This is a genomic window from Levilactobacillus brevis ATCC 14869 = DSM 20054 (genome assembly GCF_001433855.1).
In the GTDB taxonomy this organism is placed as follows: Bacteria; Bacillota; Bacilli; order Lactobacillales; family Lactobacillaceae; genus Levilactobacillus; species Levilactobacillus brevis.
On sequence record NZ_AZCP01000003.1, the window covers coordinates 100,680 to 114,004 of the forward strand.

Consider the following 13,325-nt stretch of genomic DNA (forward strand, 5'->3'; position numbering starts at 1 on the left):
TAATTTTCTTCTCTTATATTATACCGCTTTTTCATGAAAAGGTACAGATTGACTACCTTATTTTTAGCGTCTCAGCCGATTTAAGGGCCTTTTGATATTTTTGGTAAAAAGCCGGTAAATCTGCTGAGAATTAAAAATAGCGCCATTATGGCGGAAATCACTCATTTTTGGCGTTTTTTTCTGGCGCTAACCACCCCAATCGCTGATGGCTTGGTTTTTGCGCACGCAACTAATTGATGGGTCGCCGAAATTTCCTGATTTCCTCAGTCGGAATCTAGCGGCTGCTAACCAAGACTACACCACAAAAAACGCCGCAGCACCAGCGACCATTTAGGCGCTGATTACCGCGGCGTTTTTTGCCTCACAAAGTTTGTGAATTCTGCTTGTGAAATTGCTTGTGAAATTTTCTAGAACGTCCGCACTGGTGTAATTAACTGAATGAAATTACTGGTATCTTCCGTTGGCACCAATGTAAATGGCCGCAAAGCTGAGGTAAAGGCAACGCGAATCGTGGCTTGACCAAAGGAATGTAGGGCGTCCTTCATATAATCAGGGTTGAAGGAAATTTCTAACGGCTCCCCGTCAATTTCTTTGGGCGCTAACTCTTCTTCAACATTCCCGACATCCGGTGAGTTACTGAAGATTGTGACTTGGTGATCAGTTGGCGTTAACGTGAGCTTGACCACGTTGTTCCGCGATTCATGGGATAACAGAGAGGCCCGTTCCACTGCTGCTAATAACTCAGGGGCTTCGAATTCAACCGTCGTAGATGATTCTTTAGGAATCAGCCGCGAGGTGTCTGGATAGTTCCCCTCTAGGAGTCGTGAGTAAAACGAGGTGTCACCCAACAAGAAGAGCACTTGATTTTCGGAGAACTGCATCTTCACATCCGCATCGTCATCCCCAATCATCCGGGATAGTTCGGTCAGACTCTTCCCGGGGATAATGACATCAAATGACGCCTCACTAGGTGTTGGCAATTCAATTTGTCGTTGGCTTAATCGGTGACTATCTGTGGCGACGGCTAAAAATTGGTTGTCATTTAAGACAAAGTGAATCCCCGTCAAGATTGGTCGACTTTCCTGATTAGAAACCGCAATGACGGTTTGACTAATGAGTTCCTTGAAAACGGCGCCAGATAAAACAACTGAATCAGCCGCATCAATTTCCGGTAAATGAGGATAATTATTGGCGTCTTGTCCGTTGATGTTAAAGGCAGCAGCGCCAGACGTAATTTCGGTTTGGAACCCGTCTTTGACTTCAACCGTCATTTCCTTTTCGGGAAGTCGCTTAACGATTTCGCTAAAGAAACGGGCTGTTAGGACGATCGAGCCCGGTTCATCAATGGTTAAGCCGACATCCGGATTGTCCGCGCGAATTAACGTTTCAATTGAAATGTCCGCATTGGAACCCGTTAATAAGAGCCCCGCGTCACTGGCCACAATTTTTAAACCAGTCAAAATGGGAATAGTAGTTTTAGATGAGATTGCCCGGGAGACGTTGTTGAGTTCCTTAATGAAGGCTGCCCGGTTGATGGTAAATTTCATAACAGACTCTCCTTTTCTAGGTGCGTTGATTAACTTAATTAAAAGAAAAAACAGTAGCCGTAGTAGAGCGGTGAATTATGTGGATAACTTTGAGAAACTAGCAAACAACCGCGGTTTTCCACCTGTGGATAACTTGTGGAAAACTTTGATGGTTGCCGTTATTTATCCACACCCGTTGACTGACCTACTCGTATCATACCGCAATTAGTCACCAAAAGATCGTCACGGGGCTGGTCATTTTTAACCGTGTGATCCGTGGCGATCGCTGATTAACGGCGTAAGTCATCTTTGAGGCTGTCGATATCTTTTTGAAGTTGTGGATCCGTTTTAAGGGATTCCGTAATTTTATCGTAAGCGTGAATCACCGTGGTATGATCCTTGCCACCAAATTCGTTGCCAATCCGTGGCAGTGAGGCTTCCGTTAATTCACGGGAGAGGTACATCGCGATTTGGCGCGGCATAACGATGGCTTTCTTGCGTTTCTTTCCTTTAAGATCCTTGAGCGACACGTCAAAATACTTAGCGACGCGGTCTTGAATCACCGGAATGGTCACGGCGTCACTAGCATTGGCGAGGTTCAGACTCTTGAGCGCCTCAGCAGCTAAATCCGTGGCAATTGGTTGGTGCATGAGTTGCGAATAAGCCTGAACGCGGGCTAAAGCCCCCTCTAATTCACGGACGTTAGAGTCGATTTGGCCCGCGATATAGCTTAATGTATCGTCGGGGATGCCGATTTGATCGGCGTCGGCTTTGTTCCGTAAAATAGCAATTCGTGTTTCGAGGTCTGGCGGTGTGATATCAACGGATAATCCCCAAGCAAACCGAGAGACTAACCGGTCTTGCAGCTTGGGAATCTCGTTGGGTAAGCGATCTGAGGTGAGCACGATTTGTTTACCATCATCATAGAGCGCATTAAAAGTATGGAAGAACTCCTCTTGGGTTCCTTCCTTATTAGCGAAGAACTGAATATCATCGACCAGCAGCAGATCAACGTTACGATACTCCTGTCTAAACTGCTCCTGCGTCCGAGTTTGAATCGCATTAATAAAGTCATTCGTGAAGGCTTCGCTAGTCACGTATTTAACTTTGGTGTCGGGGCGATCTTCTAACATTTTGTTGCCAATCGCGTGCATCAAGTGGGTCTTGCCCAGACCAACGCCACCATAGAAGAAGAGCGGATTGTACATCACGCCGGGTTCTTCAGAGACCACCAAGGCCGCAGCATGGGCCATTTGGTTGCCTTTTCCGATGACAAAGGTGTCAAATGTGTAGCGGGAATTCAACGCCGTCTCTTTCATAAACGTGGGTGTCGGTTCAACCGGTTCGCCAGCCGCAACGGGTGCGGTTTTGGCTTTTAAGGTGGCCTGTTGCTGACGTTCATTTTCGAGAATCAACACGGGTTGAATATCTTCGTGAGCGGCTTGGTATGCGTATTCTACCAATTGCTGGTCCAGGTGTTGATGGGTCCAGTAATCACGATGCAGGGGTGATGGGAGTTCCAACGTTAATTTGTTGCCATCTAAGGCAATCGGCTTGGCGGTTTCAATCCAAGTCGCGTAGGCTGTCTTCGAGTTGTTTTCCTCAAACAACGCTTTAATATCAGTCCACAAAGTTAACATGTCTGGCACTGATGTTTCCCCCTATTTTAGTTTACGTCCTAATTTCGTTTGGGCGCACGAGGCCCCTTAAACGAAAACGTAAATCTAGTGTAGCATGAAGAAAAAAAGTTTTCCACAGGTTATTCTGAGCTGTGCATAATTGTTTCACAACAAGTGGATTGAGTTATCCACAGGGAATGGAGAATCTGTGGATAGTTTCTTTCCAATTGAGTTATCCACAAGAGTGTGTTGACTAAAAATGTTATTATATCAAGTGTTTCACAAGTTATCCACAGAATTAACAAGAACGTAATTTTTAAAATAAACAGCTTGTGGAACAGTGGATAACTCGGTTAGCAAGTTCGGAATAACCCGTTTCCAATTTTAGAGTTATCCACAAGCAAAGTGCATGAAACAAATTTAACCGGGGACAAGTTTTTTCTGGAAAACCAAAGTTCTTGTTTCAATCTAGCGATTTTTATGCTAATATGTTCAGGAAATGCATTTAGTATGTCTGAACTTGATTCAGATAGAACTTACAAAAATATATTGAGGAGGTGGCAATGTAATGAAGCGCACTTACCAACCAAAGAAACGTCACCGTTCACGTGTACACGGCTTCCGCAAGCGGATGAGCACTAGCAATGGCCGTCAGGTATTAGCACGTCGACGTCAAAAAGGACGTAAAGTATTGTCTGCATAGGCCGCTGATGGTTCAGTGGTCTTTTTATTTTATCTGCGGGGGGACTGGAACCCCAATCCCGCGCGGACTGTTCACAAATCGTGAGAATTTTGGAGATGCACCATGCGAAAATCTTACCGCATTAAGAAAGAAGCGGAATTTCAGCAGGTCTTTGAAACCAGGAATTCAGTCGCTAACCGGCAATTCGTGGTGTACTCAATGGAAAAGCCACAACAACCGCATTTCCGAGTGGGCATTTCCGTCGGTAAGAAGATTGGTAACGCCGTTCACCGTAACTGGGTGAAGCGTCGGATTCGCCAGAGCTTGCTTGAGTTAAAGCCTCATCTGAAACAAGATGTGGATTTTCTCGTCATTGCTCGGCCCCGCGCTGATGGTATTTCCATGACCGATGCGAAACGTAGCTTGGTTCATGTCTTGAAGCTGGCAAAACTGCTGGATTCCGATTATAGCGAGGAATAAACGTGAAAAAGTACAAACGTACCCTACTTATGCTGGGCATTGTGAGTTTAGTGTTCATCCTCTCCGCTTGTAGCAACAAACCAATCACCAATCAAAGTACCGGGATTTGGGACGGCTTGATCGTCTTGAACTTCTCGCGGGCGATTATCTGGTTGGCACACTTGTTCGGCGGTAGTTATGGTGTTGGTATCATTGCCTTCACCATTATTATCCGGGTGATCCTGATGCCACTGATGATCTTCCAAACGCGCAGTATGCGCAAAACTCAGGAAGTTCAGCCCCAATTAAAGGCTTTACAAAAGAAGTACTCGTCTAAAGACCGTGAAACGATGCAAAAGCTGCAGGCAGAACAGCAAAAGCTGTACTCCGAAGCCGGCATTAACCCGATGATGGGCTGTTTACCAGCCTTGGTGCAATTACCAATCATCTGGGCGCTGTATCAAGCCATCTGGCGGACAGCTGTCTTGCGGTCAGGGACCTTCTTGTGGTTACAATTAGGTCACAAGGACCCGTACTTCATTCTGCCAATCTTAGCTGCTTTGGCCACGTTCTTGAGTTCGTGGTTGACGACTAAATCGGCACCAGAGACCAACTCCATGAACACGATGATGATTGTCGGTATGCCCGTTGTGGTGTTCTTCACCGCGATGAACGTGGCGTCGTCATTGTCACTTTACTGGACTGTTTCCTACGTTTTCCAAGTTGGTCAAACCCTTCTTATCCAAAATCCGTGGAAGATTCAAGCGGAACGGGATGCGAAGGAAAAGGAAAAGGCACAGCATGACCGTACCGTTAAGAAAGCAATTCGGCGGGCCAAGCAAAGTAAACGTAAGTAACCTAAACATAAATGCATTTTAACGCGCTGGCGCAGGCTAGCGCGTTTTTCTTTGGCTAATTTTAGGCAGAACCGTGGTGTCTGCGCGGCGGAAACCAGTGGCTTGATCGGGGATTCATGGTATACTAAACACGCATTGTCCGTAGTGGACACCGGAACGATACGTGAAATGATACTGGAGGAATTGATGATGACAATCTTTACGGGGAAGACAATTGAAGCAGCGACCGCAGCTGGGCTAGCTACGCTAAATGCGCCACGCGAACAGGTGACGGTAACGGTGGTTGCAACGCCGCGTAAGGGTTGGTTGGGAATTGGCCACCGTGACGCGCAGGTTGACGTGGTCTTAAAAGCGATGACGCCAGCGGCTAGTTCAACCCCAGTATCAGCGACAAACCTGGCGTCGAGTGCAGCACCGGTCAAAGCGGCTGCGGAAGCAGCTGCGCCTAGTGAACCAGCCGCAGCTGAGCTCAGCGTTAGTCCAGCCGAGCGCCGACAACAACGTCAGGCGGCCATAGAGGGTGTCCAGGACTATTTAGCCACCATCGTGGATCAGTTAGGGATTGATGCCACTCTCGACCTTGAGAGTAGCGCTCATCGCCAAATTCGGTTGGCCTTCACCACCGATAAGGAAGGCTTGTTGATTGGCAAGCACGGGCGCACCATTAATGCGCTACAGAGCTTAGCCCAGTTATATTTGAACCATCACGGCGCCGCCCACGTTGAGATTGAACTTGACGTGGCGGGGTATCGGGAACGGCGGGCCGCGACGTTAAGCCGGCTAGCAGATAATACGGCGCGCGAAGTCGTCGCCTCAGGTAAGCCGATTTATTTGGACCCGATGCCGTCATTTGAGCGGAAGCAAATTCATGCTGTACTCGCAAAAAATCAATACGTCACGACTTATTCAGCGGGCAAGGAACCACACCGCGCAGTGGTCATTCAACCGGTTTAGGTTTCGTTTGACAAATGGGGCGAATGCCCTTATAGTTGAGACAATCATTCTTATCATGTTTCCGATAAAGTAGTGAAAGTACTTTATCCGCGCCCTTGTTAGGTGGCGTGGAGTAGGTGCTTTTTTTTATGGCATTAAATGGTACGCCCGGTATGTTTGACTGGGTCAATGACCTGATAAGAACCGACAGAAGAAAAAAGGAGGATGGCTCATGGCAGTCACCACAACAGAATTTGATACGATTGCAGCAATTTCAACGCCGCCTGGTGAGGGGGGTATTTCCATCATTCGTTTGAGCGGTGAAGAGGTCTTTCAAGTTGCCGCTAAGCTCTTTAAGGGGGCAGATTTAACCCAAGTTGGCAGCCATACGATTCATTATGGGCACATTTTGGACCCGGAAACGGGTGATGAAGTCGATGAGGTGATGGTGACCGTCATGCGGGCACCCAAGACCTACACCAAAGAAGATATTATTGAGATTAACTGTCACGGTGGGATCGTGGCAACGAATCGCATCTTACAACTGTGTTTGAGTTACGGCGCGCGGTTAGCTGAACCCGGTGAATACACTAAGCGGGCCTTTCTCAATGGCCGAATTGATCTAACCCAAGCGGAATCGGTTATGGATTTAATTCGGGCTAAAACCGACAAGTCAATGAAGGTGGCTTTAGACCAATTAGATGGTGATTTGTCTAAATTGATTCGAAACTTACGGCAAGATATCCTCGATGCGTTGGCCCAAGTGGAAGTTAATATCGACTATCCCGAGTATGATGACGTTGAAACCATGACCACTAAAATGCTGCTGGAGAAGGCCCACGAGGTCAAGCAACAGATTAAAACGTTGTTAGCTACAGCCAAGCAAGGCAAAGTGTTGCGTGAGGGACTGGCAACGGCAATTGTTGGACGGCCCAACGTGGGGAAGAGTAGTTTATTGAATCATCTCTTGCACGAAGATAAGGCGATTGTAACGGATGTGGCTGGGACCACGCGAGACGTGATTGAAGAATACGTCAACGTCAAGGGCGTTCCTTTGAAGCTCATCGACACCGCCGGTATTCGCGATACGGCAGATAAGGTTGAAAAAATTGGGGTTGAGCGCTCGCGTAAGGCCATTAACACGGCTGATTTGGTGATGTTAGTGCTTAATGCTAGCGAACCCCTGACAGCGGAAGATGAAGCCTTATTGACAGCCACTAAGGATACGCAGCGAATCTTAATTCTGAATAAGACGGACTTACCGCTACAGTTGGATCTCGCAGCGGTGCGGCAAGTAGCCGGCGATAGTCCCATTATTGAGACGTCCATTTTACAAAGTACCGGGATGGACCAATTGGAAGAAACCATCGCTCACTTGTTCTTTGATGAGGGCATTGAGTCCAGTCAAAACACGGTGATGGTCACCAATGCCCGGCATATTGGGCTCTTGCATCAAGCGAGCGCAGCGTTAGACGATGTGCAAAATGGGATTGCGGCCGGGATGCCGGTCGATTTGGTTCAAATTGATATGACGCGGGCTTGGGACTTACTGGGTGAGATTACCGGGGATAGTTACCAAGACGAGTTACTCGATCAGTTATTTAGCCAGTTTTGTTTGGGTAAATAGGCGTAGCAGGTGTTAAACCGAAAAATTTAAAAGCGTTTAGCCGTACGATGCGGTTAGGCATGGAGGGAAATGAACCATGACGGAAGTAAAGGAATACGCTGGGCAAGACTACGACGTCATTGTCGTGGGTGCCGGTCACGCGGGTAGTGAAGCGGCTTTGGCGGCTGCGCGGATGGGAAATCGGACATTACTTATGACGATTAACCTTGATATGGTCGCATTTATGCCATGTAACCCGTCAGTTGGGGGACCAGCTAAGGGGATTGTGGTACGCGAAATCGATGCTTTAGGTGGCGAAATGGGCCGCAACATTGATAAGACCTACGTGCAGATGCGGATGTTAAACACCGGTAAGGGTCCAGCGGTGCGGGCATTGCGGGCCCAAGCAGATAAGCACGCTTACCATGCTGAAATGAAACACACCATTGAACGCGAACCCAACTTAACGTTGCGTCAGGGAATCGTGGACGACCTAATTGTCGAAGACGGGGAATGCCAAGGCGTGATTACCAATACGGGAGCGCGTTACCGCGCCAAAGCCGTGGTCATTGCGGCCGGTACGGCGGCTCGAGGGAAGATTATTATCGGTGAACTGATGTACTCTTCTGGTCCGAATAATTCACAACCAGCAACCAAGTTAACGGCCAACTTACCCAAGTACGGCTTTGATTTGGAGCGGTTCAAGACTGGGACTCCACCACGAGTAGACGGCAATACGATTCACTACGATGAGACTGAGGAACAACCGGGGGATGTAGAACCGAACCACTTTAGCTTTACGACACCGGACAGCGCCTATTTGGACTTGAAAAACCAGTTGTCTTGCTGGCTAACGTATACCAACGAAAAGACGCATGAGATTATCAAAGCCAACCTTGATCGGGCACCGATGTTTACCGGGGTCATCGAAGGCGTAGGGCCACGGTATTGCCCATCGATTGAAGATAAGATTGTGCGGTTTGCGGACAAGCCGCGGCACCAACTGTTCTTGGAGCCAGAAGGCCGTAAGACTGATGAATGGTACGTTCAGGGTCTGTCGACATCCATGCCAGAAGAAGTTCAGCAGAAGATTTTACATTCCATCAAGGGCCTAGAAGACGCGCAAATGATGCGGCCGGGATATGCCATTGAATACGATGTCGTTTCGCCTTACCAATTACGACCAACGCTTGAAACCAAGCCATTGAAGAACCTCTTCACGGCTGGTCAAACGAACGGGACGTCGGGTTACGAAGAAGCCGCTGGTCAAGGTCTGTTAGCGGGTATCAATGCCGGCTTGCGGGCTTTGGGTAAGCCTGGATTCACCTTAAAACGATCCGACGCGTATATCGGGGTCATGGTCGATGATTTGGTTACGAAGGGCACCAAGGAACCCTATCGGTTGTTAACGAGTCGTGCTGAGTATCGCTTAATTTTGCGGCACGATAACGCTGATCTCCGGCTAACGGCCAAAGGGCATGAGTTGGGGTTAATTAGTGATGAACGCTATGCGGATTTCTTGGCGAAGAAGGCCACTTTACAGGCGGAACTGGACCGATTGAATCAGATTCGCATCAAGCCTAACGACGCGATCAATGCGTTTGTCGAAAGTCACGGCGATAAGCCCTTGCAAGATGGTGTCTTAGCGGCGGCTTTCCTGCGCCGGCCATACGTGGACTACCAGACGTTATTACAGTTTATTGATGCGCCAGAGCAGCCGTTAGACCGCCATATCATCGAGGAAATTGAGATTTCCTTGAAGTATGCGGGTTACATTAAGAAGGCCGAAGAAAACGTTGCTAAGTTAAAGCGGATGGAAGCCAAGGCCATCCCCGCCCAAATTGACTACGACGCCATCGATGGCTTAGCGACTGAGGCCCACCAGAAGTTGAAGAAAATCCAACCAGAAACGTTGGCTCAGGCTAGTCGGATCAGTGGGGTTAACCCAGCTGATATTGCGATCTTGAGTGTGTATATTGAACAAGGCAAGATTGCCAAGGTTCAGTAAGGCAAAAAGCTTGCAGGCTAGAGAAGCAGTTAGTCAGTGACTGGCTATCTCCAGCCAGATAGTTAGAGACATAAAAGGGTCCGGAACTTTTGTTCCGGACCCTTTTATTAATCATTAAATTTAATGATTAATAATTGAATCAAGGCTGATTACACACAATCTTTACAGGTTCTTTGCGAAAATACAATAAAGGGACGGTAGAGTGAGTTTAGATACGAATCGAGGGGGATGAGGTAGTCGTGAACGGGGCATGACTGCTGATAACTTCCGCTTGAATAACTTGATGACCACGGCTTTTTGCGCTTAGCAACCAAATCCGGTAAACTAATAAACGGGGAATCATTAATTTAGGGGTCAACCGACCACCTGGTGGTCGGTTGAATTAAGGGGCGTATTAAGATGCAAACTAGTCTGCTGATTTTAGGGTTGGCGTTAACCATGGGGAGTCATTGGCAACATCAACGAATGTGGCATCAGTTACATCAAGGTCGGGAAGCTACCGGCCAACGAGTCCGTAATCGGCTCATTTATCAAGGCCTGATTTACTTAGGGGTGGTCTATGTGGCCATTGGGGTGTGGCAGCCAACTTGGCTAAATGCACGTGTCGTGGGGCTACTCTTAATCGTTGATGGCGTAGCCTTGGCGATTAGTTGTTACCAACGCCATCGACAGACTCAGCCGATGAGCCACCATCTGTTGTGGCGCAAGCAAGGATGGTATCTGGCGGGTAGCCAGCTCTTATTAGGGGCCGTTTTATTAGGAACATTACTCACTTATACCACTCATTAACCAATCAAAAACCCGTTAAGGCTGTTTAGCAGCGTTAGCGGGCTTTTTAATTCTAGAGGAGGTTTCACATGAAACATTATTCGCCGATTGCGGCACAGCAGGATTTTCAACAAGTATTAACGGCCGTCCATCAGCTCCAGGAGACCATTATGATTACACCAACGGACAGTGAGGATGAACACGCGGCGGTTATTATGCCTAAACGTGAGTGGGAAGCGCTGCGCGAGTTGGCGTTTTTACAGCGACCATCGCTGCCCAAACCCGCAATTACAGCATTTGACGTTGATAAAATGGAGTGGGGTTAAGCCAGCAACAATTGCGTTATTTGGGCGTAAGAAGCGACTTCATAGGTGGGATGTAAGGTGGTTGAATTGTTAGTGTGAGTGGGATTGAACCAGACACTTTCTAGCCCGGCATTCTGGGCGCCCAATATGTCAGACTGTAGGCGATCGCCGATCATCAAGGTGTTTGCGACCGTCATGTCTGGATAATACTGACGAATGGGGGTAAAGAAACGTGCATCGGGTTTGTCAAAGCCGATATCTTCAGAGATGAAAATACGATCAAAGTAGGCCGTCAACTGGGCGCCGGCTAGCCGGTTGAGTTGAATAGATTTGGTACCGTTGGTGCCCGCCACAACGGTCAAGCCATGGCGGTTGAGGTCAGCGAGAAAGTCAGTGGCGCCAGCTAGGGTGTAGAAATTCTGATCCAGCATTTGGCTATATTGTTGTTCCAAACGCTGACCGTCAACGTGATATCCCAATGCAGCGAAGGTCCGAGTGAACCGGGTAGCCAACAGGGGTTCACGAGCAGCACCGTGTTCAATCTGTGTCCACACGTCATGATTAATTTGGAGATAGGTCTGAAAGCCGGCGGTTAAATCGGAGACGCCATTTTCTTGCAATATTCGTTGAATTCCAACGGTTTCACCACGTTTGAAATCAAGGAGGGTGTCGTCGAGGTCGAGAATTGCGTATTTTTTCATAAGAGCTCCTTTTCAGCGATTTTAACTGAGTGTAGCATAAAACTCATCAAAAAAAGACCCGGTCGCATTAACGACCGCGTCTTTTTTGGCTAATGACCACCAACGACGATGACCTTACCGATTGAGAGAACCACAAAAGCGACCTGAAGAATCAGATCAATTCGGTTGAGCGGTTGGGTATCAGCAGTGTCTTCAAAGACGTTGAAGTGAATCATCGCTGTAATTAACGAACTAAAGCATAAAAAAGCTGTCAGAATAGGATTACGAGCTAATAACATTGCCATAAGTAGCCCAATAGTCAGTAAAGTCACGCCGATTTTGATAGGTGTGACGGGATAGCGAACAGGTATCACCGAAACCACCTCATTTCATTTAGTACCTTTATTTTAACGGGGTGGCAATCCTTTGTGGGGTACGGTGACTTGGTTAGAAATGCCGGTTACCGAACGTTCCGGCTAGCTAAGCGGCTGACGAGCCAACCACAAGCAGTCCCGATTAATGCTGGTACGACCCAACCGAAACCTTGAGCCGCTAGTGGCAAGTAGTTGTTGATACTTAAGATTGCCTGACACCAAGTAGCGCGTTGTAGATTGTCGGGTAAGGCAGCTAACGCAGAAAAGATCGCCGGAATCAGAGTAAATAACATGGCTAGGCCAAACACCCAGTGACTATCACCAAGAATCGGCGTTAAGACGGCTAACACAATCAGCACGATTGCTAGCGGATAAATGAACATTAATACCGGTGTTGAGTAAGCAATTAGCTTGGTTAGCCCGACATTGGCAAAAAGGCAGGGCAGCAGGCTGGCACCGGCGATGAGTCCCGCATACGACAAGCGGGGAAACATCTCATGTAGCGAATCACCAAAGGCTGAGATTAGCCCGATGGCGGTCTTTAAGCAAGCAATAATGACGATTAATGCCAGTAGAAGATTGCCGAGTGTGCCAAAATAGTAGCTGGCGACTTGGGCTAGGGTGATTCCCCCATTGGCGGCCGCGGTGAAGTGGCCTAAACTCATGGTGCCCATCAGTGCTAATAGCGCGTAAATGATCCCCATGAGGCTCACACTGATCGTCCCAGCTTTAATAATATCTTTGACGATCTGACCCGGTTCAGTGACGCCTAGTGCTCGCATACTATCAATGACGACGATCCCAAAAGCCAATGACGCCAAGGCGTCTAATGTGTTATAGCCCTCTTTGAATCCCGTTAGGATGGGATGCAGCGCGTAGGTGCCCTGGGCCGCGGTGTTGAGGCTTCCCATGGGTTTGATAAAGCTGGCGAGTAAGAGAATACCCAGTAGAATTAAGAACAGTGGGGTCAGCCATTTACCAATATAGGTCATCAGCTTTCCCGGATTACGCGCCAGCCACCACGCTGCCGCGAAGAATAGGATGGAAAAGCCAGCTAATGCCAGTCCCTGATGGGGTTGGGGCACGAATGGCGCAATCCCAATTTGAAAGGACGTGGTTGCTAATCGCGGTAAAACAAAGAATGGCCCCACGGTTAAGTATAGAAGAATCGTGAACAGGTAGGCGAAGGGGCGATTAACCTTGTTAGCGAGGTCAAAGACGCCTTCACTGCGGGTCAATCCGATAGCGGTAACCCCTAGAAGCGGTAAGCCAATCCCTGTTAATAATAGGCCAAAGATGGCCAGACCGACGTGGTGGCCGGCTTGTTGACCCAGAAAGACGGGAAAAATCAAATTGCCGGCACCAAAGAATAAGCCAAACAACATCATGCTGATGAATAACATTTCCCGCCAAGTTAAGTTTCTTTTCAAGAGCATCGCAACTTTCTATTTAAAATTTCACGAGATTAGCATACCAAAAAACGCCGGCCGATGATACGGTCGACGTCA

13 protein-coding genes are annotated in these 13,325 nt (G+C 48.1%); 8 read left to right on the forward strand and 5 right to left on the reverse strand.

All coding sequences use genetic code 11. The annotated features are described in order from the left end of the window. Positions 1-407: 407 nt before the first annotated feature. On the reverse strand, positions 408-1,547 hold the full coding sequence (dnaN, locus tag FC61_RS06285; RefSeq protein WP_021741381.1) for a DNA polymerase III subunit beta: 1,140 nt from the start codon (positions 1,545-1,547) through the stop codon (positions 408-410). 269 nt (positions 1,548-1,816) lie between these two features. Then, positions 1,817-3,175, reverse strand: coding sequence for a chromosomal replication initiator protein DnaA (gene dnaA / locus FC61_RS06290; RefSeq protein WP_035464340.1), 1,359 nt, complete (start codon positions 3,173-3,175; stop codon positions 1,817-1,819). A 538-nt stretch (positions 3,176-3,713) separates the two neighbouring features. Here dnaA and rpmH point away from each other — a divergent pair. The 8 genes from rpmH (at position 3,714) to FC61_RS06325 (ending at position 10,784) form a co-directional block, all read left to right on the forward strand. Further along, on the forward strand, positions 3,714-3,848 hold the full coding sequence (gene rpmH, locus FC61_RS12310; RefSeq protein WP_011668979.1) for a 50S ribosomal protein L34: 135 nt from the start codon (positions 3,714-3,716) through the stop codon (positions 3,846-3,848). Positions 3,849-3,950: 102 nt separating this feature from the next. Beyond that, on the forward strand, positions 3,951-4,307 hold the full coding sequence (gene rnpA / locus FC61_RS06295) for a ribonuclease P protein component (RefSeq protein WP_011668978.1): 357 nt from the start codon (positions 3,951-3,953) through the stop codon (positions 4,305-4,307). 2 nt (positions 4,308-4,309) lie between these two features. Next, a complete protein-coding gene (gene yidC / locus FC61_RS06300) occupies positions 4,310-5,143 on the forward strand; it encodes a membrane protein insertase YidC (protein WP_011668977.1) in 834 nt (277 codons plus the stop codon). Between the two features lie 189 nt (positions 5,144-5,332). Beyond that, on the forward strand, positions 5,333-6,097 hold the full coding sequence (gene jag / locus FC61_RS06305) for an RNA-binding cell elongation regulator Jag/EloR (RefSeq protein ID WP_042516694.1): 765 nt from the start codon (positions 5,333-5,335) through the stop codon (positions 6,095-6,097). A gap of 211 nt (positions 6,098-6,308) precedes the next feature. Further along, positions 6,309-7,703 (forward strand): tRNA uridine-5-carboxymethylaminomethyl(34) synthesis GTPase MnmE, encoded by a 1,395-nt coding sequence (gene mnmE / locus FC61_RS06310; protein WP_021741375.1) that lies wholly within the window; start codon positions 6,309-6,311, stop codon positions 7,701-7,703. 76 nt (positions 7,704-7,779) lie between these two features. Then, a complete protein-coding gene (gene mnmG / locus FC61_RS06315; protein WP_021741374.1) occupies positions 7,780-9,690 on the forward strand; it encodes a tRNA uridine-5-carboxymethylaminomethyl(34) synthesis enzyme MnmG in 1,911 nt (636 codons plus the stop codon). 399 nt (positions 9,691-10,089) lie between these two features. Then, positions 10,090-10,479 carry a hypothetical protein gene (locus FC61_RS06320; RefSeq protein ID WP_021741372.1) on the forward strand — a complete coding sequence of 130 codons (390 nt, stop codon included), beginning with the start codon at positions 10,090-10,092 and terminating at the stop codon, positions 10,477-10,479. A gap of 68 nt (positions 10,480-10,547) precedes the next feature. Then, positions 10,548-10,784 carry a type II toxin-antitoxin system Phd/YefM family antitoxin gene (locus tag FC61_RS06325; protein ID WP_021741371.1) on the forward strand — a complete coding sequence of 79 codons (237 nt, stop codon included), beginning with the start codon at positions 10,548-10,550 and terminating at the stop codon, positions 10,782-10,784. Here the strand turns inward: FC61_RS06325 and FC61_RS06330 are convergent. The 3 genes from FC61_RS06330 to brnQ form a co-directional block, all read right to left on the reverse strand. Then, positions 10,781-11,464, reverse strand: coding sequence for a YjjG family noncanonical pyrimidine nucleotidase (locus FC61_RS06330; protein WP_021741370.1), 684 nt, complete (start codon positions 11,462-11,464; stop codon positions 10,781-10,783). The two genes, FC61_RS06325 and FC61_RS06330, sit on opposite strands and share 4 nt — an antisense overlap. Positions 11,465-11,553: 89 nt before the next feature. Then, positions 11,554-11,817 carry a hypothetical protein gene (locus tag FC61_RS06335; RefSeq protein ID WP_021741369.1) on the reverse strand — a complete coding sequence of 88 codons (264 nt, stop codon included), beginning with the start codon at positions 11,815-11,817 and terminating at the stop codon, positions 11,554-11,556. Between the two features lie 86 nt (positions 11,818-11,903). Next, complete coding sequence (gene brnQ / locus FC61_RS06340) at positions 11,904-13,253, reverse strand: branched-chain amino acid transport system II carrier protein (protein ID WP_021741368.1); 1,350 nt, start codon at positions 13,251-13,253, stop codon at positions 11,904-11,906. Positions 13,254-13,325 lie beyond the last annotated feature (72 nt).

What these genes read in the sequence shown, in the direction of transcription:
- jag (WP_042516694.1), top strand. Translation starts at nt 5,333, where the DNA reads ATGACAATCTTTACGGGGAAGACAATTGAAGCAGCGACCGCAGCTGGG.
- rnpA (WP_011668978.1), top strand. Translation starts at nt 3,951, where the DNA reads ATGCGAAAATCTTACCGCATTAAGAAAGAAGCGGAATTTCAGCAGGTC.
- dnaN (WP_021741381.1), bottom strand. Translation starts at nt 1,547, where the DNA reads ATGAAATTTACCATCAACCGGGCAGCCTTCATTAAGGAACTCAACAAC.
- brnQ (WP_021741368.1), bottom strand. Translation starts at nt 13,253, where the DNA reads ATGCTCTTGAAAAGAAACTTAACTTGGCGGGAAATGTTATTCATCAGC.
- FC61_RS06325 (WP_021741371.1), top strand. Translation starts at nt 10,548, where the DNA reads ATGAAACATTATTCGCCGATTGCGGCACAGCAGGATTTTCAACAAGTA.
- FC61_RS06330 (WP_021741370.1), bottom strand. Translation starts at nt 11,464, where the DNA reads ATGAAAAAATACGCAATTCTCGACCTCGACGACACCCTCCTTGATTTC.
- rpmH (WP_011668979.1), top strand. Translation starts at nt 3,714, where the DNA reads ATGAAGCGCACTTACCAACCAAAGAAACGTCACCGTTCACGTGTACAC.
- mnmE (WP_021741375.1), top strand. Translation starts at nt 6,309, where the DNA reads ATGGCAGTCACCACAACAGAATTTGATACGATTGCAGCAATTTCAACG.
- mnmG (WP_021741374.1), top strand. Translation starts at nt 7,780, where the DNA reads ATGACGGAAGTAAAGGAATACGCTGGGCAAGACTACGACGTCATTGTC.
- FC61_RS06320 (WP_021741372.1), top strand. Translation starts at nt 10,090, where the DNA reads ATGCAAACTAGTCTGCTGATTTTAGGGTTGGCGTTAACCATGGGGAGT.